Annotated in this window: 14 protein-coding genes and 1 pseudogene; 5 read left to right on the forward strand and 10 right to left on the reverse strand. The window is 71.7% G+C overall.

Annotation, left to right across the window (positions count from 1 at the left end; translation table 11 throughout):
- Positions 1-117 precede the first annotated feature (117 nt).
- Both B7L92_RS06495 and B7L92_RS06500 read right to left on the reverse strand, forming a co-directional pair.
- Complete coding sequence (locus B7L92_RS06495; protein WP_081236510.1) at positions 118-2,385, reverse strand: UvrD-helicase domain-containing protein; 2,268 nt, start codon at positions 2,383-2,385, stop codon at positions 118-120.
- Entirely contained in the window at positions 2,382-9,299 is a 6,918-nt protein-coding gene (locus B7L92_RS06500; protein ID WP_081236511.1) for a DEAD/DEAH box helicase, read from the reverse strand. The genes B7L92_RS06495 and B7L92_RS06500 overlap by 4 nt, the downstream gene beginning before the upstream one ends.
- A 222-nt stretch (positions 9,300-9,521) precedes the next feature.
- On the opposite strand from B7L92_RS06500, the gene B7L92_RS06510 reads away from it, so the two are divergent.
- The 4 genes and pseudogenes from B7L92_RS06510 to B7L92_RS42010 form a co-directional block, all read left to right on the forward strand.
- Entirely contained in the window at positions 9,522-9,932 is a 411-nt protein-coding gene (locus B7L92_RS06510; RefSeq protein ID WP_081236513.1) for a WXG100 family type VII secretion target, read from the forward strand.
- Between the two features lie 253 nt (positions 9,933-10,185).
- Complete coding sequence (locus B7L92_RS06515) at positions 10,186-10,812, forward strand: hypothetical protein (RefSeq protein WP_081236514.1); 627 nt, start codon at positions 10,186-10,188, stop codon at positions 10,810-10,812.
- Positions 10,802-11,527, forward strand: a complete 726-nt coding sequence (locus B7L92_RS06520) for a Fic family protein (RefSeq protein WP_081236515.1) — start codon at positions 10,802-10,804, stop codon at positions 11,525-11,527. Before B7L92_RS06515 ends, B7L92_RS06520 begins: the two co-directional genes overlap by 11 nt.
- A gap of 10 nt (positions 11,528-11,537) precedes the next feature.
- Positions 11,538-11,770 (forward strand): annotated as a pseudogene (locus B7L92_RS42010) (RNase A-like domain-containing protein); the annotation flags it as partial.
- Positions 11,771-11,814: 44 nt separating this feature from the next.
- On the opposite strand, the gene B7L92_RS06530 reads toward B7L92_RS42010, so the two are convergent.
- The 5 genes from B7L92_RS06530 to B7L92_RS39225 all read right to left on the reverse strand — a co-directional run bounded on the left by B7L92_RS06530 (position 11,815) and on the right by B7L92_RS39225 (position 16,589).
- Complete coding sequence (locus B7L92_RS06530) at positions 11,815-12,486, reverse strand: hypothetical protein (protein WP_255310783.1); 672 nt, start codon at positions 12,484-12,486, stop codon at positions 11,815-11,817.
- Positions 12,483-13,718 (reverse strand): AAA family ATPase, encoded by a 1,236-nt coding sequence (locus B7L92_RS06535; protein ID WP_081236516.1) that lies wholly within the window; start codon positions 13,716-13,718, stop codon positions 12,483-12,485. Before B7L92_RS06535 ends, B7L92_RS06530 begins: the two co-directional genes overlap by 4 nt.
- A 212-nt stretch (positions 13,719-13,930) precedes the next feature.
- Positions 13,931-14,320, reverse strand: coding sequence for an ATP-binding protein (locus tag B7L92_RS06540; protein ID WP_368656230.1), 390 nt, complete (start codon positions 14,318-14,320; stop codon positions 13,931-13,933).
- A gap of 208 nt (positions 14,321-14,528) precedes the next feature.
- The gene (locus B7L92_RS42015) at positions 14,529-15,671 is read right to left on the reverse strand and encodes a hypothetical protein (protein WP_081236517.1); all 1,143 of its coding nucleotides are present in this window, start codon (positions 15,669-15,671) and stop codon (positions 14,529-14,531) included.
- Between the two features lie 450 nt (positions 15,672-16,121).
- A complete protein-coding gene (locus B7L92_RS39225; RefSeq protein WP_143626250.1) occupies positions 16,122-16,589 on the reverse strand; it encodes a hypothetical protein in 468 nt (155 codons plus the stop codon).
- A gap of 611 nt (positions 16,590-17,200) precedes the next feature.
- On the opposite strand from B7L92_RS39225, the gene B7L92_RS06550 reads away from it, so the two are divergent.
- Positions 17,201-18,508, forward strand: a complete 1,308-nt coding sequence (locus B7L92_RS06550) for a hypothetical protein (RefSeq protein ID WP_081236518.1) — start codon at positions 17,201-17,203, stop codon at positions 18,506-18,508.
- Between the two features lie 462 nt (positions 18,509-18,970).
- On the opposite strand, the gene tgmC is transcribed toward B7L92_RS06550, so the two are convergent.
- The 3 genes from tgmC to tgmA all read right to left on the reverse strand — a co-directional run.
- On the reverse strand, positions 18,971-20,095 hold the full coding sequence (gene tgmC, locus B7L92_RS06555) for an ATP-grasp peptide maturase system methyltransferase (RefSeq protein ID WP_081236519.1): 1,125 nt from the start codon (positions 20,093-20,095) through the stop codon (positions 18,971-18,973).
- Positions 20,092-21,042, reverse strand: coding sequence for an ATP-grasp ribosomal peptide maturase (tgmB, locus tag B7L92_RS06560; protein WP_081236520.1), 951 nt, complete (start codon positions 21,040-21,042; stop codon positions 20,092-20,094). The genes tgmC and tgmB overlap by 4 nt, the downstream gene beginning before the upstream one ends.
- Positions 21,039-21,284, reverse strand: a 246-nt coding sequence (gene tgmA / locus B7L92_RS06565) for a putative ATP-grasp-modified RiPP (protein ID WP_255310784.1), incomplete at its 5' end; no start/stop codon positions are given. The genes tgmA and tgmB, both read right to left, overlap by 4 nt.

The raw sequence follows: 21,284 nt of genomic DNA on the forward strand, positions 1-21,284 counted from the left end.
CGGCACTCGCGACCCGCAGGACGCCGCCGGAGGACCCCCGGCGGCCGTTCCTCGTGCCTCAAGCGCCGGTCATGCCGCGTTAGCCGAGACGGGACCGCGGCACGATCCCGGAGCGGGTCACGCCGCGACCGGCGGCCGGACCTCTATCAGTTCCTTGAGGAACGGGCTCGGCTCCCCGTGCCAGAAGACGTCCAGGCTGTCCCGGGCACGCGTGGCCGCCACGAAGAGCAGGGACCGGGCCCGCTGCATCTCCGTCCGGTGGCGCGCCGGGTCCGTGGCGCGTCGCCGCTGGACGTCCGCGCGCGGCACCAGCCCGTCGGTCACCCCGGCGATGATCATGCGCTGGTACTCCAGCCCCTTGAACCGGAACATCGTGCCGATGTGGACGCCGCTGTCGCCGAGCGGCCCGTCCGGACCGATCTCCAGCGCCATGATGCCGTGCTCCCTCAAGGTGTAAGCGACCTCGCGCGCCATGTCGTTGGTCGGCACGGCGATGGCGATCTGCTCGTGCGGCACCTCCCCCCAGGACTCGATCAGCGTGGCGATCGCCTCGCGCTCGTCCGTCCAGTCGGCCAGCTGGTGCAGGTCCGGTACACCACCGCTGAGCACGGACCGGTACCCGGCCAGCGTCTCGGCGCTGCCGTCGAGGTCGTCGTACTTCTCCTCGCCGAGCACGTTCAGCGCCGAGCGCAGGATCTGCCGGGTCGTGCGGTAGCTCAGCGACAGCTTCGACGACCGGCCGCGGATGTTGATGCCGAGGCTGCCGAGGGTCACCTGGTTCTTGTAGATGCGCTGGTGGGTGTCACCGACCAGGAAGAGATCGTTGCGGTCCGGGGCGGTCATCGCGCGCAGCATCTTCCAGTGCGCGGGCCGCAGGTCCTGGGCCTCGTCGACCACGATGTGCCGGTACCGGTAGCGCAGCCAGCCCCCCGAACCGTCGGCCACGTGGATGTTGTCGAGGCCGCCCGCCTCCTCCCGGCGGCGGTCGATGTCCTGGATGCGCCGGGCGCGTGCCGTCTCCAACTGGGCCGCCCGCTCCGCGATCTGGTCCCACGTCTGGACCCCGAGCCGGTCCAGGCGCTGGGTGAACCGCTCGGCGAGCTGCCAGATCTCCGCGCGCTCGGCACGGCTGACCGTGCGTCCGCGTCCGGCGCGGCGGGCGCGGAAGTAGTCCGTGCGGGAGGTCACCGCCTGGCCGAGGATCACCTGCGTCCACTCGTCGTGCAGGAACTCCGCGTCCCAGCCGTCCTCGCCGAGTTCGTCGAGGAGTGAGCGCCATGCGCGGACCGCCTGCGCCTCGTCGACGATCCGCTTGCGGTTGCCCGGCTCCGCCTCCCGGACGGTGCGCAGCGCGAGCTGGTCGACGTGGCTGATCTCGACACGTGACAGCAGTGCCTCGCCGCCCAGGGCGAGCAGCCGCGAGCGCAGGTCCGCTGCGAGGTTCTTGTTGTACGTGGTCAGCAGGACCGGCTTGGTCCGGCCGGCCGGGAGCCGCTCCACCAGGTGTTTGACCCGGTGCAGTGCCACGATCGTCTTGCCGGTGCCGGGTCCGCCGCCCACACGTGCCGGACCGCTGTAGTCCCGCGTGACCAGCTTGGCCTGGGTGGGGTGCAGGAACACCTTCCAGCGCCCGAAGTCCTCGCCCTCCAGCGCCTCGCGCAGCGCGTCGTCGGTCGTGGTGACGATGGTGGCGGGACGTTCGACGGCGGTCCGGAAGTCCTCGGGGTCCACGGGGTCGGGCACCGCGACGGGGGCGGTGACCTGCTCCAGGACGTCGTCGTACGCCTTGCCGTCGTACAGCGCCAGCAGGACCTCGCCGGTGAGCTGCGGCGCGTACTCGACGAGTCCGAGGAGCTGGTCCTCGGTGGTCAGCGCGGCGACGACCGGAACCAGGGACGCGGCCACGCCCAGGTCGGTGAGCTGCTGTTCCGACCATTTGGCGAACAGCGGCTCCGGGGCGGCCGGTTCGGCGGACTCGGCGGGACGGGCGGGCTCGGAGGGTGCGGTTGTCCGCGAAGCCGAAGGAGCGAGCACCTCCTCCTGCACGACCTGGAGGTCCACGTACTCGATGCCGCCGGTGACCCGGTTGACCGAGTAGGTGAGCCGGTCCAGGTGCGCGTACACGTCCTTGCGGTGCTTGACCGAGACGATCAGCCAGTCGTCGTCCGCCAGGCGCAGCAGCAGCGCGCGGTACTCGTCGTTGACGCGTGCCGAGTGCAGCTTGTCGTGCCCCTGCAGTTGCTTGAGGCGCAGGCCGGCGGAGTCGGGGTTGGTCTTGAACTTGTGCTGGAAGTCGTAGATCGCGCCCTTGACCGGGCGGGGGAGCTTGAGGATCTCCCGGTCCGCCTTGTCGAGCAGGCGCAGTGTCACGTTCTTGCCGGTCACGGCTGTTCGTTCTCCCCGTTGTCCGTGGTGGTGCGGTCTGGCTGGTTACGACCTTCCCGGTCGCCGGATGGTTGTGCGCCGTCGAGGCGGTCCGCGATGTCGTCGGCGGTCCAGTCGGCGGCGGGCCGCACCTCCCAGCCGGCCGCGGTGAACGCGCGGTCGCGGTCGGCGGCCTCCGGGTCCTCGTCCTCACCCTCCGGCGGGCGGGGGGAGAGGACGACACCGACGCGTGCGGTGGGCCAGGCCAGTTCGGCCAGCCAGCCGTTCTCGTCGAGCTCGTAGCCGTCCTCGGGCACCGGGGCACCGCGCGTGGCGAGGGCCTCGGCGAGCGCGAGCAGGCCGGGCTCGTCCGGGTCGAGGTACTCGACGACACGGTCCCACGCCGCGTCCCGCACGGGCGCGCCGTCACCTGTGGGGGAGACCTCGGTGGCCGCGGGGAGCGGGGACGCCGGTGGTGCGGCCGTGGCCGACGCGGGCGTGCTGTCGGTGACCGCGGTGCCGGCGAGCGTGAGGCGGAGGCTTTCCAGCACGCCGCTGCCGCCCGTCACCGCCAGGATCTCGACGGGGAAACCGTCGAGACGGCCGGTCGTGAGCTGGGCGGCGTCACCGCCACCGGCGTCCAGGAACTGCAGCAGGTTGGACCAGTACAGCCAGGCCCGCCAACGGCGCTTGTGCGCCTCCTCCTGGGCGTGGACGCCGGACGCGTCGTCGAGGAGGACGATGCCGGTCCAGACGGGGGGCTTCGCCCTGCCGTCCGCGGTGAACACCAGCGGCAGCCCCGAGCGGTCGGTCACCGAGAACAGCTGCACGGGGCCGCGCGGTCCCGCGGGGGTTCCGCCGCGCAGTGCCGCCGTGATCTGTTCGCCCAGTGCTTCCGGCGGCAGGGCGGCCGGACGGGCCCCGGCACCCATGAAGCCCGCCAGGGCGGCTTCCGCCCGCCACTGCCAGCGCTCCGCGTCCGGCCGGCGCAGGTACTCCACGAGCTGCACGGCCGGATTGACCCACACCGTCTCCGCCAGCTCACCGGGCAGCCCGCCCCGCACCGCGGCGTAGAAACCGCGGGCCTTGTCACGGGCCTTGTCGCCGTACGGCTCCCACACCGGGTCGGCCGGCCCCGCGCCCGCGTGGCCGATGTCCCGGACCCGGCGTTGCCAGTCCCGCACGTCGCCGTAGGTGAGCTGGAAGACCCTGAGCCCTTCCGCGCGCAGCCGGGTGCGCTTGTCGGCGTCGTCAGCGACCCGGTTGTGGTCGCGGCCCGCGTGGAACTCGTAGCCGTCCAGGTAGAGCGCCACGCGCGGGCCGGGCGCGTCGACCCGTTCGAAGAGGACGTCGGGGCGGGTGCCGTCCAGGACCCGCTGCTGCGACACCCGCCAGCTCAGGGTGGTGCCGTCGGCGGCGGTCAGCCGCAGGTCCAGCGCGTGGGTGCCGGCCGGCGTGATGTAGGCGTCGCCACTGGCACGGTTCTCGGGCAGTCCGGCCCACTCCCGCAGCGTGTCGATGAACAGGACCTCGAGGTCGCTCTCGGCCTGGCGGTGCATGGGGATGTGCTGGGTGGTGGCGACGGGTGAGGTGGACCAGCGGTCGCCGTCCGCGCCGAGCAGTTCGTCGAGCATCTGCCGGACCTCGTTGCGGCTGACCTTGTCGTAGTCGGCCGGCGGCACCCGGCGCAGCAGGCAGCGGTGGCAGCCGTCGAGGCCCTTCTCCAGGCAGCCGCAGCCCTCGATCACCTCGCGGGCCTTCAGCAGGACCTCGCGGAAGCCGTCGGAGGTCGCCAGGCGGTGCAGGTATCCGGTGCCGCCGGGCAGCCGGTCGTACACCACGAGGAACCGGCGCGGCCAGTCGCGGTCCTCGCCGTCGGGCATGGAGGCGGAGGTGATGTCGATGTGGTCGGGGTCGCCGCCGTAGCGGGCCGCGATGCCGGCGAACAGCGCGGCGGTGAACGACGCGAGCCGCTCCTTGGCCCGGGCCACGGACGCGGGCAGCAGGATGCGGACGGCCTCCGTCGTCAGCTCGTGCGCCAGCAGCAGCGGCACGTCCGTGCCGGCACCCTGCTCCTCCCCGCTGCCGTGCAGCCGCCGGCGCGGGCACCACAGCTGGTGGTGGGCGCTCGCCCGGGTGGAGCGGGCGAGGGAGGCGGTGAGCGCGTGCTGCGACTGGTCGACGACCGGCCGCCCGTCGGCCGTCGCACCGCCGCAACTGGTGCACACGTAGAACGGATTGAGGCGCACGTCGTCCCCGGCCAGCGGGACCGTGCTGCTGCCGTCCTGCCGGTCGATCCCCAGGTTCAGGGTGCGGACGACGGCCCTGCGGGTGAAGTCGGCGCCGAAGACCGCGGTGTCGTGCCGCCACGATCCCGCCGCCAGGTGCGCCGGGTCGACGTCGACGGTGGTGAGCACCGCGTACCGCCTGCGGTCCCGCTCGTCGCGGTCGTCCCGCACCCGGGCGTCGTCCCGCTTGTCCCGGGACATCACGCGTCGGGGCTCGAGCACGTGGTGCACGCAGCCCGCGTCGGCGATCTCCCGAGAACCGCACCGCGGGCACGGCGAGGTGTCGTTCTTCGGGTCGCCGTGCGTGCGCGCGTACCCGCAGGCCGGGCACAGGCGCCACACCGCCCAGGCACGCCGCTCCGGGCTGCCGATGTCGAGGGCGCGCACGACGTGCCGGTAGCCGTTGACGTAGAAGCTGTTGCCGGGGGCGAGTTCGGTGAGCGCCAGTTTGCGGGACCGCTCGTAGTCGCGCGTCTCGCTGCGGTACGCCCACTCCCGGCGCACGTCGTCGCCCTCCGGTGCCTCGGCGCCCTCGTCGCTTCCGGCGGCCTCCTTCCAGTAGAGCGTGGCCTCCAGCGAGGTGGTGGTGTCGGTGAGGCTGTAGTTGGGCAACAGGCCCAGCTCGACGAGGGCCGCGTGGGCACTGGTCTGGCTGAGCTGGCGCAGCAGCTCGCCCGTGGCCCGCCGTTCCGCGAGCAACTCGCGGCGCTCGGCGCCCTGTTCCCGGTCCTCGGCGAGCAGCCCGTCCATCGCGGTGTCGATGGCGGCGATGCGGCGGCGCAGTTCCTCGCGGCGCGCGGTCCACTCCTCCTCGGCCTCCGCAAGTGTGCGCGCGATACCGCCGGTGGCGTACGCGCGCAGCTCGGCCGCGGCGTGCGGGGACACGCCCCGGTCGTCGCCCGGGCCGCCGTCCGGCGCTTGCGGGAACAGCGTCAGGAACTCCTCCACCAGGCGCGCCCCGTGGGTGAGTGCCGCGTCCGACAGGTCCTGGCACCAGCCGGTGGTGCCGAACAGCGCCGACGACAGGCGCGGCACCGGCATCAGCTGTTCGCCGTCCGCCGTGGTGAGTTCGCCGCGCGCCGCCCGGTCCAGCAGGTGCGCCGTGTACTGGCGGCGCAGGATCTCGACGGCCGACAGGTAGCAGCCCGGCGGCACGATGTCACCGGCGATCATCTCGGTCGGGTCGTCCAGGTAGTACCGGTCGCGGGCCCGGCGCCCGCCGAAGGCGACCACCAGGGCGTTTCCGGTGCGGCGCCCGGCACGCCCGGCCCGCTGCACGTAGTTCGCGGGGCCGCCCGGCAGCGAGCCGAGCAGCACCGCCGACAGGTCGCCGATGTCGATGCCCAGTTCCAGGGTGGGCGTGCAGGACAGCACGTTCGGGTCGGTGTAGTGCGCGCCCTGCCGGAACGTCCGCTCCACGCGCTCCCGTTCGGGCCGGGTCAGCATGCCGGTGTGCTCGGCCGTGACGACCCGGTAGGTGCCGCCGGTCAGGTACAGGCGGCGGTAGTAGTCGGCCCGGTAGTCGCGCTCCAGTTTCCCGCCGAAGCCGCCGCTGCCCGCCCCCGTCGAGGACATGCCGTACTGCGGCGGCGTGAGCATGCCGGTGCAGCGCCAGCGCGGGCAGGGGTGCCCGTACCAGCGGGTGCGCCGCTCGGGTGGCACCACCTGCTGCCAGCCGCATTCCTCGCAGGACACGAACGCCTTGTTGACCAGCTCGTCCGCCAGCAGCCGCACGTGGATGTGGCCCGGCTGCAGCCCGTACACGCGGGTGGTGCGGTCCTTGGCGGTGCGCGCCGAGAGTACGCCCTCGTCCGCGAGGACGGGCAGCAGCCGGCGCAGGTACTCGGTCGCCTGCTGCGCGTCCAGGCCGAGGCAGCGGCGCGTCCAGTCCTGGTACCAGTTGCCGCGCCCGGTGATCGTGTCGAACTTCGACTTCTCCTTCGGGCCGGCGAGCAGGAACCTCGGCGGTGCCACGTACCCCTCGGGGAAGGCGGGCATCCCCTCCGGCCGCTGCCCGGAGATGAGGTACTGGTTGACACCGGCTTCCTTGATCCAGGTGTCCAGCCACCGGTGCCGGACGCCGCCGCGCAGCCGCAGCCGCTCCAGCAGCCCCCGCACGTAGGCCAGGTACCGGTCGGGCGTGGGCAGGCCGCCGTCCAGGCCGAGCTGTCCCGGCAGGGTGAGGTGCAGGTCGCGGGCGAGGGCGACGATCCGGTCCGGTTCGGTGATCACCACCTCCGCGGCCGTGGTCCGGGTCAGTTCCAGGGTGCGCCCGAGCCGGGAGCGCAGCCCGAACTCCATGACCGTCGCGAAGGCGAGGCGTTCCCCGATGAGCTTCCAGGTCCGCGCGTCCCCGGTGCCGCGTCCCGACAGGAGCCGGTCCACGCCCGGTTCGTCGTGGAGGTCCGGCGGGACGACCGCGGCCAGCGTCTGCGGGTCGTCCACGGAGTCCAGGACGTCGCCGATGAGGTCGTTGAGCGGGAGCGCCGCGCCGGTGTCGTCCAGCCGGTGTGCCAGCAGCGAGCGCAGGGAGAACTTGTACGAGGCGTTGGCGACGTACCCGGCCCGGTGCGCCGCGTCCTGGGTGGAGTCGTTGAACAGCAGCGTCTTGCGTTCCTCCGGCGCCAGCGCGATCTCGTGCCCGCCGGTGAACAGCTGGGTGACCGTGGCCGAGGCCAGCGAGGCGAGCGCGGTGCCGAGGAACCGGATGCCGTTGTCGGTGTTGCACGCCGGGCAGGTGTCGTCCTTGGCGGCCTGGTCGGCGGTCTTCTTCTCGAGGATGGCCCGCGCGAACCAGGCGTCCTGCAGCCCTTCCCCGTCCTCGGCCGAGGGCAGGCGGTACGTGCTCTGCGCGCCGTCCAGCACCACCACGGTCTGCGGGTCGACGGCACCAGCCTGCTTCGGGGCGGTACCGGTGAGCGCCGCGAGCGCGTCCCGTGCCTCGGCCGGCGTCGCGGAGATGAAGTACCGCAGCCGCCGCTTGTCACGCCCCAGGCCCGCCGACCAGATCCGCTGCGGACTCATCTCCAGCTTCTGCGGATCGGCCTCCGGGGACAGTGCCGCCCAGCCGGAGCGGCCGCACACGCGGCAGTAGATCGCGGGCAGGTGCGCCTGGGCAGGACGCTGCACGGTGTCCGAACCGGGCAACGCCTCGGGACGCCGCGAGTCGGTCACCGGCCACTCGTCGCCGTCGGACGACTCCTCGGACGCGGACGCCGCCGTGAGCGCGGAGCGCCGGGCGGCGGTCCGCTCGTCCTCGTACCAGCGGAACTCCGGCCGGGCGCCCACCCCGCTCAGCACCCGCCCCACCGGCCGCACCCACAGGTGCGCCTCGATGTGCAGCAGCGGACGCGGCCGGCGCTCGTCGGACTCCGGGTCCCGCGCGGACGACAGCAGCGCCACGAACCGCGACAGCGCCTCCAGCGCGAGGCGCGGGTTCTCCCGCGCGGTGCGCGCCCACGCGTACCCGAAGCGGGCCATGCGGTCCCGCAGTCCCCACTCGTCGAGCGGGTCGCCGTTCAGCAGGGCGAGCACCCCGTGGGTGAAGTCGTGCTTCTTCAGCAGCCGTCCGATCTGGAAGGCGTCCAGGCCGCGCCGCCCCAGCAACCGTTCGGCGAGTCCGTCGAGGTCCAGCCGGTCCGGATCGGACTCCACGCCCGGCCCGCCCGAGACCTCGATGACCTCCTGGGGGCCGGGCGGCTCGGGCAGCTCGTAGTCGATGTCGCCGACGAAGTCGTCGGCGCTCAGCCGCTCCTCACCGATCACGGAGTCCGGTCCGAACGGCACCCCGAACACCTGCTCGGCGACGCCGAGGATGCCGCTGCCGTCGCCCCCGCCCTCGCCGAGGGTCGCCGAGGTCGCCACCGGGCAGATCGACCCCAGCGGCCGTTCCGGCTTCGAGGCGCCCACGGCGGACGCCAGCCGCCGCAGCAGCATCGCCACGTCCGTGCCCTGCGCGCCGTCGTAGGTGTGGAACTCGTCCAGGACGACGTACGCCGGGTCCGCGCCCTCCCACAGCGGCCGGTCCTCGGCCCGCTGCAGCAGCAGGTCCAGCATCTTGTAGTTGGTGATCAGCATGTCCGGCGGCGCCTGACGCATCTCCTCGCGCCGCGTCATCACCCGCCGGAAATCCGTGTCCGGCTTGTCGCCGATGTAGAGACCGGCCGTCACCTGCGCCAGCTCGGGCTGCGCCAGGTAGTCGCCGATGCGGCCCGCCTGGTCGGTGGCGAGCGCGTTCATCGGGTACAGCAGCACGGCCTTCACCCCGCGCCGCCCCAGCGCCTTCTCACGCCTGCAGTGGTCGAGTACGGGGATCAGGAACGACTCGGTCTTGCCGGACCCGGTGCCGGTCGTCACGAGCGTCGGCTCGGCCGCTCCCCGGTACGTGCTCAGCCGCTGCCACGCCTTCGCCTGGTGTCGCCACGGCGTGAACGACGGCCGCCACTCCAGTGCCGCCTGCCACCCGTCCCCGGCCGGATGGAACGGCGTCCTGATCCGCAGGTACGGCCCCCGGAAGATGCCGGTTTCCGGATCCCCGAGGAACCGCTCCAGTGCGAGCCGCGTGTCCTCGTCGGCCAGCGCGTACGTCGTCGTGAGGTACTGCGTCAGACTGCCGCGGAGCTGCGCGGCGGCCAGGGTGGGCTTCACGAGGACCTTTCGGGCAGGACGGTCACCACGACCGCCGGACGCGCGCCACCGTGACGTTCGGCGAGGGCGCCGTGACGATCAGCGTCAAAAATACCGCCCACCTCGGACATCGGTACCCGCCTGGTCGGATCCTGGACTTCGGCCCCGGCGAAGCGCGTGGTTAGGATCACGGAGTACACGCGGCATTGTCATGCTGGGGCCACGGGGGCGGAGGTGCGGGGCATGGGGGCCCAGGGAGCTGGCGCGGGTCAGGAGGGTGGCGTCGACCTGGCGGTGTCGAGCCGGGACCTCACCAAACTGGCCGACGACCTCGACGACATGCAGGACCACCTGAACAAGCAGGTCAAGCGCATGGACGCGATCGTCGACAGCATCGAGGCGGGCTGGCGGGGACCGGCGGCGACGGCGTACCGGGAGTTCCACCGCGCGGCGGCCGAGGACGCCGTGCGCATCCGTGAAGTGATCCGACATCTCGAGCAGGCCGTACGCCTCAGCCGGGACGGGTTCACGGAGCAGGAGCTGGAAGTGGTGGCCCGTCGACGGGGCCGAACGGCGAGACCAGCGGCCGCAGCGTGTTCAAGCAGCCGGTGGACCCCGACGATCCGCTCTCCGGGTACAAGCAGGGCGGCCTGAGAGCCAAGGCGTACGACGTGACGGGCATCGACACGCGGATCAGGTACGACAGCAGTCGCGCCCCGCCGTTCACGGTCATGACGTCGATGCCCTACCGGCCCCGGCGTGCCCTGACGAGCCGACCGAGCACTCGGCCGGCACGTACGATCCGGACCACGCCGCCGACGAGTGCCTGGAGCGCGGTCACAGCCTTAGCGGCACCCACGCCCAGATCGCAGGAGTAGTCATCAGTTCCGATTGGTTCCCGACGTCGATGACGTGGCGGGACGTCAATCCGACCACGCACCCGTTCGACCCCGGCCGGGCGCCCGACGTGGTGCGTGACGTGGTGTCCTCGCCCGACCCGGAGTCGGGTCGGCCACGAGGGCTGCGGTCGGACAACGCGGTCGCCCGGGGCCTTGCCGAGCACTACGGCTCATGGGCGTTCGGCTGCTGCTACGCCGTTGGCGAGTACCCCGGCTCAGGGGCGATCATCCAGGACCTGCCGGCGAGTGGACTGGGCAGCGGCGATCTGGAACAGCAGGCGCAGCGGTACACCAGCGCCCTGCTCCAATGGCGCGCTTGGCTCGAGGAGATCGCTGCGGTCTTCGCGCAGTTCGCTCCCGGACCCGACACGTGCGGTGAGGAGAGACGGCGGATGCGTGAACGCGCTGTCGCTCCGCTCGTGACACTCGTCGTGGAACGCACGGGGGCCGGCGAGACCTGGCGTGGTGCCTGTGCGCAGACGCTCATCTGGTATCTCGAATCGACGGGGATGAGCCCCGTGGAGGCCGAAGAACTGGCCGACGAGGTGGTGGACTCGGAGTTCGAGAGCTGGGTGGCCCCCGATGCGGAAGTGGTCGGCCGTGCCGCCGAGGCCATCAGGGAGCATGGTGCGTGACGACCTCCAGAACTGGCTGCGGGTACGCTCGCAGATCGCGTGGCACAAGGCCTCGGACGAATTGGTCGGTCCCGTCCGGGGCACCCACGACGCCCTCGACGCGGTTGCGGGCGCGCGCGACGGACACGGTGACACGACGCGTGGAATCGGTATGCGGGCAGCCTGGCGGTTGGCCCGCACGGACGCCGCTGCCAACCGGCCGCTTGACTTCGGCCTGCTCGCCGAGTGGCAGAAGCTGATCCTCGGGCGCCGGGACGTGGCGTTCCGCAGCCTTCCGGCCTTCGCCAAAGGGGGACGTGAACGGTATGGCGTGTGCGAGGAGACACCCGAGCAGTTCGAGGCGTGCCTGTCCCAAGCCACCCCGACCGTCACGGACGTCCCCCTGGCCGCCCGGGCCGCACGTGCCTATCTGGACGTGTGCTTCTTCCACCCGTTCGACGACGGCAACGGTCGGGCGGCCCTGCTCACGATGGGGTTCGTCCTGGCACGCGAGAAGGTGTTCCTGGACGAGGCCGGTCCCGTACAAGTGCGACGGTTCGCCGATGATCCGGTCGGGGCGCTGTCACTCGCTCGCTTGATCCACGTCCTCGCCGGTGCGGCGGCGCGGCGAGGTGAGGCACGCGCGCATCCGGACCCCGGGGGCGCGCGACTTCCCGACCACGACCGCAGCCCCGCCCGTTCACCTCTTCTCGCACAAGGTGGTCACCGTGCCTGAGAGCCGCCCCGTGCGTACGGCCACTTCGTCCTGTCCGGACCACGAAACCGCCCAATGGCCACCCAGCAGGTCGTCACCGCGTACGAGCAGGTGATCCACCGCCGGCTGGGCCGGTCCACGCGTTCCCGTTTGACCATCGAGGTGTCCTGGCCGTCCAGGGAACAGCCGGTCGGCCGGGTGTTGCAGCAGGCGATGATGCTCGCGGGGCGGGAGTCCATCGACGTGCGGGCCGCCCGCGTGATTTTCCCAGGCGGGACGCGTCCCGCCCCGCACCGGTGGACCGGAGGTCAGGCCCAGGCCGTGAGATCTCCGACGAAGTCGGCGTACGAACGATTGCTGCCGCGAGGGGAGGGGATCAGCCGGTGTTCCAGCGCCTTGCGGGCGACCGCGGGGCCGTCGCTCTCCCGGAAGACCGGTGAGCCGAGCCCACGCTTCAGCTCCTCTTTGGCGCCCTTGATGCGACCGGTGTCCTTGTCCAGGAGCCGCGCGGGCACCCTCCAGCGCGGACGCACATGAGGGAAGGCGTCCGGGAACAGCAGCAACCAGCTCTCGCTCTCCCAGGCGGCGAGCGCGAGAGCCGTGCGGAACTCCGGACACTGGCGGGCCAGTTCGTCGGCGAGCGCCTTGCGGATCCGGTCGTAGTCGGCATCCGCGTACCCGTCCAGATCCTCGTGGACGACGAAACCGAGCAGTTCTGCGCGCTCCCGGAGGGCCTTTGCACGCGCCTTCCCGGTCAGGGTCTTCACGGCGGCGGCCAGCTCCGGGCCGGATTTCCTGCGCAGCCGCACCGGGTCGTTGATGCGGACGAGCTTGGTGCTCTCGCTCAGATCGGGCCGGTGCGCCCGTATCAGCTCGGCGAGGATCTGGCAGTCGTTCTGGTCCTCACCGGCCAGCACGATGACGCCCCGCCCCTGGCCCTTGGGCGTCCGCCCGCCGGCGTGTCGCCCGCCCGGGCTCACAGTTCACCTCCGGTGAGGTCGCCACCGAGGACACCTGAGAACCACAGCTCCCCAAGGGGTTGTTCGCCGGATTCCTCGACGATGGCCTTCACCTCGTCCACGGTCAGCGCGGGGATGATCGACGCACCGTCGTCGTCGCGGTCGCACACTACGAACTCTTCGGGCCGCAGCCGGTTGACGAGCGCGGGGGAGTGGGTGGCCACGATGAACTGCGTCCGCTCTGCGGCTTCGCGCAGCCGCTGCACGACGAGTTCCAGGGCTTGCGGGTGCAGCCCGTGGTCGATCTCCTCGATACAGGTGAACGCCGGTGGGTTCGGGTCGTAGAGCAGGGCGAGCAGGCCCAGCAGGCGAACCGTCCCGTACGAGGCGTCGGCGAGCGGTGTGAGCCGGCGCAGGCCGCGTTCACGCAGGACGACGGTCAACTGGTCCATGGAGCCGCCGACCTCCTCGAACTCGATGTTCTCCAACTGCGGCAGAACGGTCCGGGCGTCGGTGACCAAATCGTCCCAGATCTCCTCACGGCCGCTGAGATGGATCAGAAACCCGGCCAGGTTCTCGGCGTGAGGCGAGAGCGTGTCGAAGTCCGTCCCGCGCAGCCGGGTCGGTTGGCTGGCGGCCGCCACGTCGACATCGAAGACCCGGAACGACGACAGCCGGTCCGCGACCCGCGTCACCTCGTCCCCGCCGTCGGCGGGACCGAGCCGGGGCAGCGTGGACAGACCACTGCTGAGCCTGCGGATACCGAAGCTGCCGCTGTCCTGCGTCTGTCCCGCCCGTTCGTCGACGACGCGAGCTTCCTCGCCGGCGATGGTGATGCGCCGGCCGCGTCCCTGTTTGCGTTTGAACGCGAAGCTCTCCTCACGGGACAGGGTGTACCGCGTTCCCCTGCTGTCCCGGTTCGACGGCAGGGAGCGGCGCCGGATGACGAGGTTGTACTCGTCCGGTGCGTTGAGCGAGGCGTTGCTGGTCCAGGTGGCTTTCAGATGGATGCGCATCGAGGTCGGCGGCCTGCTCCCGCCCCAGAAGGCCACCTCGTCGAATCCGCGGCGCGAGTCCAGAGCCGGCTGGAGGTCGGTGCGGATGATGTCGGCGAGGAAGTCGAACACCTTCAGCACATTCGACTTGCCCGCGCCGTTCGGGCCCACCAGCACCGTGAGGGGACCGAGGGGCACGGTCACATCCCGCAGGCTGCGGAAGTTCTCGACGTGCAGTTCTAGCAGACGGCCGGGCATGGGCAACCTATCGAGTCGGTGCGCGGTACGGCGGAGGCGTCGGCGCGGACGGCGGCGATGCGAGGTACGCGCTCCTGCGCGAGCTCTGCTCGCGGACGTCCCGGTGAGCGGGCATCGCGCCTCCTCCGCCGTGTCGTGCGTCCATGGACGGACGGTGATCGACCATCCGTGGACGATCGTGGCTCAGCGTATCCGCCATGGCTGACATCGGTTCATCGATCCGCCACGGTCGCCTCCGTCGGACGCCGGCCCGCCTTGAGCGACGCCCAGACGGTCTTGCCCGGGCCGCCACGGCGGTCCGTGACGCCCCAGTCGTCGGCCAGGGCGGTGACGAGGAGCAGCCCGCGGCCGGATTCGGCGTCGGGGTCCGCGAGAGGCGCGACGGCGGGTCGGCGCTCGCCGCGGGTGTCGGAGACCTCCAGCCGCAGTTCACCACTTGCCTCGCCGGCCAGCCGCACGTGGAAGTCCCGGCCGGGCACCCGCCCGTGCCGCACGGCGTTCGCGCTCAGCTCGGCGGTGATCAGCGTCAGCGTCTCGTTGACCTCGCTGTCATAGGGGTGGCCCCAGGCGTCCAGGCAGTGCGCGACGAACAGCCGCGCCAGCCGGGCGCCCGGGGGGTCGAGGTGAACGACATCGCGAACTCACTGGTCCCCGCGGCACCGGGGAGAGGGTAAAGCGGTGTGTGCATGCGGCCAGCGTTGCGGCCGGGCCGGGCGTGTCACCAGGAGTGACGCCTGTACGGCCGCGCGCTGTACACGGCCGCCGGGTCGCGGCGGGGGAGTGGCGCGAGAGCGCTGCCGCACGACGGGATCATCCCCGGCGGCACCGCTCCCGAAGCTCCGCGAGGACCGCCTTCTCACGGGAGTTGACGTCACCGTCCACGGTGGCCACGCGCTCCGCCGCGTCGAGGACGTCGCCGAGATCGCCCGGCTCGGCGTCCACGCGCCTCCACACCTCGGCCGGGTCGATGTCGACGACGTGCGCGAACTGCTCGTCGACCACCTCGTGCCGCTCCCGGACCAGCCTCACCAGATGCCGCATCAGCAGCGCCTCGTCGTCCGCGATCTTGGCCTTCGTGTTCGCGTTCGCCCTGATGACGAGCCAGGCGACCCACAGCATCAACTGCGGGTGCCGGCTGCTCCGGCTCATCCCCTCGGCGAGTTCGATCACCCGCGCCTCGTTCCGGAAGACGGCCCGCGCGTGCCGGCCGGCGAGGAGGGTCGTGTAGCGGTTCAGCAGGACGGCGAGGGGGACGCCGACCAGGGGGATGCCGATCTTGATGACGTTGCGCTGCAGGAGGTGCTTCCCGACGACGGGGAGCGCCTTCCCGGCGGCGAGCACCGATTTCGAGTAGAAGCGCTTGACCAGCGGTCGCACCAGGGCGGGGACCGCTTTGGCCGCGGTCTTGTTGGCCGCTTCCCCGCTCTTGATGGTGAGGGCCACACGGATGAGCTTCCACAAGTCCTCGGGGTCGTGCACGTCGAGCGGGACCCGGTAGAGGACGGAGATGTCGTAGGCCAGGCGGAGCTGGAGCTGGGTGATGAACGCGACGTCGACCATCACGGTCGCCACGGCCGCGGGGACGGTCGCCGGTGAGGCACCCCCGAGGCTCCCGATGGTGGCGGCGACGGTCGCCGTGTAGGCCCCGGCGGAGAGCCCGCCTTCGAGCGCGGCGTACCGGGCCGCCATCTTGATCCGCTGATCCACGATGACGTCCGCGGGCACGCCCGCGTACCGGTCCTGGAAGTACTGCCAGTCGACCTTCTCGGTGTACGCGTTCATGGCGTGAGCGGCGAGCTTGGTGAACCAGTTGCCCGACTTGATGTCGTCCGCGCTCAGGCCCTTGACGAAGTCCTTGATCTCGGCCTGCTCCTGCTCGACGACCTTCCGGTCGGCGGCGTCGCCGGCTTCGTCCGTGTCGGTGTCGGCAGCGTGCGTCGGCGCGTCTGTCACGGCGCGTTCCCCCCAGACTGTTCCGCGGTCGGTTGAGCCGCGGGGCGCGGGCCCCGGCTGCCGTCTCCGCGCGTTGCTTCGGCGAGCGGCACAACGGCCGCCCGGTGTCCTCCCCTTGAGGCGCAACCCTAGCGCCTCGTCACGCCATCGGCGCCGCGTTGGGACACGGGGGCGCGGGTGTACAGGCGGGCGCTGTAAGCGCGAGGGCAGGCACGTGTGCGCGCTCGTCCCCGCCGAAGGGCTGCCGGCGGAACTGGTACGGGCCCCACAGGCCCTGGCCCCGCTGCGCGAGCGCGCACAGGCGGGCGCCGTGGCGGGCCCGCTCCCCGGCTCGTACGTACGGCGTCGCGGCCGGAGCGACGGGAGGGCCAGGCGCGTGTCCCCGGACTGAGTCGGGGCGACGGCCGGATGTCCGCGGCGGGACGCGGGGCGGGGTGCGGCGTTCGCCCTTCAGCCGTCCAGATCGGCGCAGAGGGTGGTCACCTTCTCGTGGGCCGCCTCCGCTTCGGCGCCCTCCACCTTGTAGGTCCGCAGGCGCATGTGGATGTCCTGGAAGACCTCGCCCAGAGCTTTGTAGCGGTCGTCCAGTCGGGCCGCGGTCTGGGCCAGGGAGGCAGCACCGACGGCGCGGTCGAAGTGGGCCGAGGCGTCCTCGTTGCCGCTGTACAGCGTGCTGAACGCCGGAACCCGCTTCCACGCCTGGCAGGCGCCCGCCGCATCGGCCGCCGCGTTGTCCAAGCCGGTCCCGGAGGCCGCGCTGTCCGGCCCGGCCCACAGGAGCCAGCCGAGGCCCGTGCCCGCACCGGCGGCGACGACGGCGGCCACCACCGGCGCGATCCACCGGGAGGGAGCGCGACGACCGGTGGCGGGAGTCGGCGGGGTGGAGGGAGGAGGTGGTGGGGGAGCAGGGACAGTCATCGAAACGGCTTCCTTCGGTATACGGGTGTACGGGGATGCGGAGAGGTGATCCCGGCACGGGAACCGGCACCGGGTGAACCACTCCCTTCACCGGCCAGGATGCCCGGTTCCCAACCGAGTTGGCGAGGCGTCAGGACTGCTCGGGTATCCGGCTCGCGTCCTGTATCGAGGGTGGGGAAGCGTCCGAGTACGCCGCCTCGCCGGTTCGCGAGCAGGGTCATGTCCGCTCCGATCCGCAGGGAACGCCTCCGGCCGTGAACGGGCTGCTCTTCCGACGGGCGGATCACTGCAAGGCCACGCCGATCCGGCGCTGTTCCGCGTCCTGGGGGACGAGGGTCGGGGCACCCGGTGTGGATCAGGAGAGCAGTCGCAACCTGCTGGAGCAGGCCCACCAGGTGTGCCCCTGCTCGAACGCGACCTGCGGCAACAACCCGGTCGAGCTGGTCGTCGAGCAGTCGGGCAACCGGTCGACGCGAGTGCCGGCAGCAGGGCGATCGGTAGAGGCACGGAGCGATTGAGCCGTGCAGCAGTCCAGTTCCAACGTCATTGCCTGCCCTTAGAGTTGGCTCTTTGATCGCATCGCGCAGTCGATCGGTTACTGAATGGAGCTCATGCACGTGCACATACGAAGATTCGTGGCGGGGACGGTGCTTGCCGCGATCATCGCATCACTGACCTTGTTCGTCAGTCCAGGCCCGGCTCGGGCCGCGGACGGCATCGTCCTGCCGGTGAGGTCGCACTGGCAGACCCTTGCTGACAGCCACCACGTGTACATCAGCGCACCCTACGACGATGTCGTGGTGGCCACCGACCACGACGGACGGGTGCTCAAGACGATCGAAGGGCTCGACGGGGCCCGCGGCATGACCCTGTCCCGGGACGAGTCCACCCTGTACGTGGCCCTGCCGGAAGCCGACGCAATCGCCGCCGTCGACACCACCACACTGACCGAGACGCGCCGGTTCGCCACCGGGGCGGACACGGAACCGGAGAACCTCGCCGTTGCGGGCGGGAAGCTCTGGTTCTCCTACCAGGCGAACCTCTTCGACGCCGGCATCGGTTCGATCAGCGTTGCCGATGCCGATCCGGTGGTTGACTTGGGAGACGAGGCCGTGTGGTACGGCAAGCCGCAGCTCGCCGCTTCACCGGCCTTCCCCGACCGGCTCGTCGCCGTGGGGGGCGAAACCGTGCCCGGGACGCGAGTGTACGACGTGAGTTCCGGAACCGCCCAGGAGACCGCCCACAGTGACGCCATCGGCGGCGTCTCCGACCTGGCCATGACCCCGGACGGGCAGACCATCGTCACCGCCTACGGATCCGACTACTTCCACTCGCAGTGGCGGATCTCGGACCTGACCGAGACCGGCAGATACGAGACCGGTCCCTACCCCAACTCGGTCGCCATCGCCCCCAACGGCATGGTCGCCGCGGGGATCGTGGCCGGAGGGGACTGGGACGTCTACCTCTACCAGCCCGGCTCGACCACCGCGATACGCAAGATCGCGCTTTCCTGGCCCTCCATGGACCTGCTGGCACGCGGCGTGGCCTGGGCCCCGGACGGCAACCGCCTGTTCGCCGCCCGCCTCCCGTACTTGGGCGAAGTGACCCTCGACATCGTCACCGATGTCCACAAGGCCTCCAGCGACATCACATTGCAGGCGCCGGCGACAAGCCGGTTCGGGAAGAGTCTGACCGTCCACGGAACGCTGAGTTCCCTGGTGCCGCATCCGGCCAACGCCCGGGTCACGGTGACACGTGACGGCGTGCCGATCGCCGACGTCCCCGTGGCAGCCGGCGGCACTTTCACGTTCCGCGACAGCCCACCCCTACCGGGCTGGTACCGGTACACCGTCAGCTACGCAGGAGATACCGACCACGTTGCGGGAACTGCCGACGTCATCGTGGACTTCGTCAACTGACCACGGTGACCCTGCCATCGGGCCCGGCGCGCCGGCGCCGGGCCCCACTGCTCCCCGGCCGCACACCGCAGTGAGGGAGCAGGTGACCGTGCCGACCAATGGCTTCAATAGCAACCCGCATCCTTCCGGAGACCGATCCCTGTCCAGGGGGCCGATGGGTGAGGGCGTTATCAGGGGCGGGGAGGTCTCGGGAGTCTCCACCCCGTTTCCGCCGCGGGCCTACTGCCAGTGGGAGGGCTGCACCGTCCACGACCTCGTGCCCGGAGCCGCGTTCGTGTTCTGGGTCCTCTTCGCCATGACGGTCGTGCCGCTCGCGGCGGGACTGCGGCACGTCCTGCGAGATCCGAAGTCGTTCCTGCACCGAGGGCTGCGTGATGGGGTGATCGGTCTTCGGGTTCTCGTCGGAGCGAAGCGCTCCGCCCCGTGGTGCCGGTGGGGCGGAGCACAGGCATGGGACGCGGGTCAGCGGCCGGGCCAGGTGATCGACGGCTGTTCGGAGGTGAGGGTGATCTCGAACTGCTCCAGCGGCGGGGCTCCGGCGCCGCGCCAGCGGGTGATGTGCTCCTCGACGGCGTCCCAGATGCGGGACGGCCCGTTCTGCCGGACCGTCCACCGGCCGTCGTGCTCCCGCAGCATGGCCCAGGCGCCGGTGTCGGCGTCGAGGAACAGGTGCTCCGTGCGGCCGTCGCGGACGAGGGTGACGTGCTGGGCGCGTGGTGCGGCGAGTTGGGCGACGAACCGGGTGTTCCAGTCGTCGATCGCGTCGGTGCCGAGGACGGCCTGCCGTTCGTCGCCCTCGTCGAGGTCGGGGAGCAGCCCCAGTGAGGGCGGCAGGTGTGGCCTGGCGAGCATGAAGGAGATCTGCCCGCCGAGGAGGCGGCCGGATGCCGTGCCGTCCTCGTGGACGGTGAGCCGGGCCAGTTCGGAGGAGTACAGCCAGCCGCAGAGGGTGACGAGCACGATCCCGCCGGGGCGGGTCTGCTCGATCAGCTCGCGGGGGACGGTGAGGAGCCCGCAGGTGGCGATCACCCGGTCGTAGGGGGCCCCGGCCCCGTGTCCGGCGAGGCCGTCGCCGACGATCAGGTCCGGGGCGAACCCGCAGTGCCCCAGCGCGGCGCGGGCGCGGGTGGACACGTCCGCGTCGACCTCGACGGAGGTCACCGCGTCGTCGCCGAGCCGGTGGCACATCAGGGCGGTGGAGTATCCGGTGCCCGTGCCGATCTCCAGGACACGGTGACCGGCGTCGACCCGGAGGTCCTCCAGCATGCGCACGACCAGGCCGGGCATCGTGCTGGACGAGGTGGGAGCGCGCATGATCTCCCCGCGGACGTCCCCGGGCACGATGGTCCCGGCGACCTGCGTCACCAGGGAGACGTCGTCGTAACAGGCCGCCGGCCACCGCGGATCGTCCGGCATGACCGGGGTCCAGGCGGTGGGCGACGAGCCGTCGACCTCTTGGAAGAAGCCTCCGCGCAGGAACGCGTGGCGCGGCACCGCGGACACGGCCTCCTGCCAGGGCCCGGTCCGCAGGTGGCCGCCGGCGGTCAGCCGCTCGACGAGCCGTGCCCTCAACTCCTCGTCGTTCACGCCGTCCTCCTCTCCAGGAGATCCGCCATCGCCGCCACCATCGGCAGCCCGGTCTCCGGTTCCAGCCACGCCCACTGCCCGGAGGGATTGCACTCCAGAAACCACCATCGCCCCTGCCGGTCCACGGCGAAGTCGAAAGCGCCGAACACCAGCCGGAAGTGGTCGAGATAGGCGCGCAGGGCCTCGGGGACGCCCGGCGGCGGCTGGACCACGTGGTAGCGGAGCCGTGTGTAGTCGGTGCGCCAGTCCAGCAGGTCCGAGTCGATCCGGACGCAGAAGACCCGGTCGCCGATGACGGTCACGCGCACGTCACCGGTCTTGTCGATCCGCTGCTGGAAGAGGTGGGCGGTGCCGGCCACCGTGTCGTCGATCTCGTCGGCGGTGACCTCGCGCACCTCCACCGTGCAGGAGACGCCCTCGATCCGGTACAGCGGCGTGGACAGTGGCTTGTAGATCACCGGGCCGTGGGTCTCGGCGAAGGCGCGTGCGGCGACCGGGCAGGAGGTGATCGTCGTGGGTGGCAGACGGAATCCGCACGCGGCGGCGGCGGTGAGCCCGGAGGGCTTGAACTCGGCGTCGCCGATGCGGTGCGGGTGGTTGACGTAGAGGCAGCCGGGCAGCGACGCCATGACCCCGCCGAGCCCGTAGCGGGCCTGGGTGAGGGCGAAGCGCTCGGTCTGGGGGTCGAGGTGGGGGAAGGTGAACCCGGAGGGCCTGCGGTAGTACAGGGAGCGGACCCGGGACAGGTCCGCCGTGCGCGTGGGCGTGGTCAGCGTGCCGTCGATCCCGTGCGCCGTGAGGGTGGCCGCGAACGACAGGGTGCCGGGGAAGTCCCCGGAGTCGAACCGCACCACCGGGACGCCCCGGCGGTGCAGCTCGTCGATCACCAGGTCGGTCGTGGGGTCGTCCAGGTTGGTGACGACCAGGACCGGACTCGTGTCGGTCACTGGTCGGTGTCGTTTCCGCTGTCCTGGTCGCCGCCACCGCTGCCGCCGGGCCGCGACCCGTCGGAGGGGTTGCCGGTGTTGGTGGCGGGTCGGGTGCCGGTGCTGGTCCCGTGGCCGGGCATCTCCACGACCTGTCCGGCGGCGTCGAAGTAGCGGCCGGTCTGGGTGACCGGGTCCAGCTCGACGCGGGCGTACGAGGGGGCGGGGGCCGGGTAGGGCGCCATGCGGCGCAGTCCCCACGG

The organism is Streptomyces viridosporus, from assembly GCF_002078235.1.
GTDB classification, from domain to species: Bacteria; Actinomycetota; Actinomycetes; order Streptomycetales; family Streptomycetaceae; genus Streptomyces; species Streptomyces viridosporus.

Coding starts and splice junctions, on each gene's coding strand:
- B7L92_RS06510 (WP_081236513.1), top strand. CDS start 9,522: ATGGGGGCCCAGGGAGCTGGCGCGGGTCAGGAGGGTGGCGTCGACCTG.
- B7L92_RS06535 (WP_081236516.1), bottom strand. CDS start 13,718: ATGCCCGGCCGTCTGCTAGAACTGCACGTCGAGAACTTCCGCAGCCTG.
- B7L92_RS06550 (WP_081236518.1), top strand. CDS start 17,201: ATGCACGTGCACATACGAAGATTCGTGGCGGGGACGGTGCTTGCCGCG.
- B7L92_RS06520 (WP_081236515.1), top strand. CDS start 10,802: ATGGTGCGTGACGACCTCCAGAACTGGCTGCGGGTACGCTCGCAGATC.
- B7L92_RS06515 (WP_081236514.1), top strand. CDS start 10,186: ATGACGTGGCGGGACGTCAATCCGACCACGCACCCGTTCGACCCCGGC.
- B7L92_RS39225 (WP_143626250.1), bottom strand. CDS start 16,589: ATGACTGTCCCTGCTCCCCCACCACCTCCTCCCTCCACCCCGCCGACT.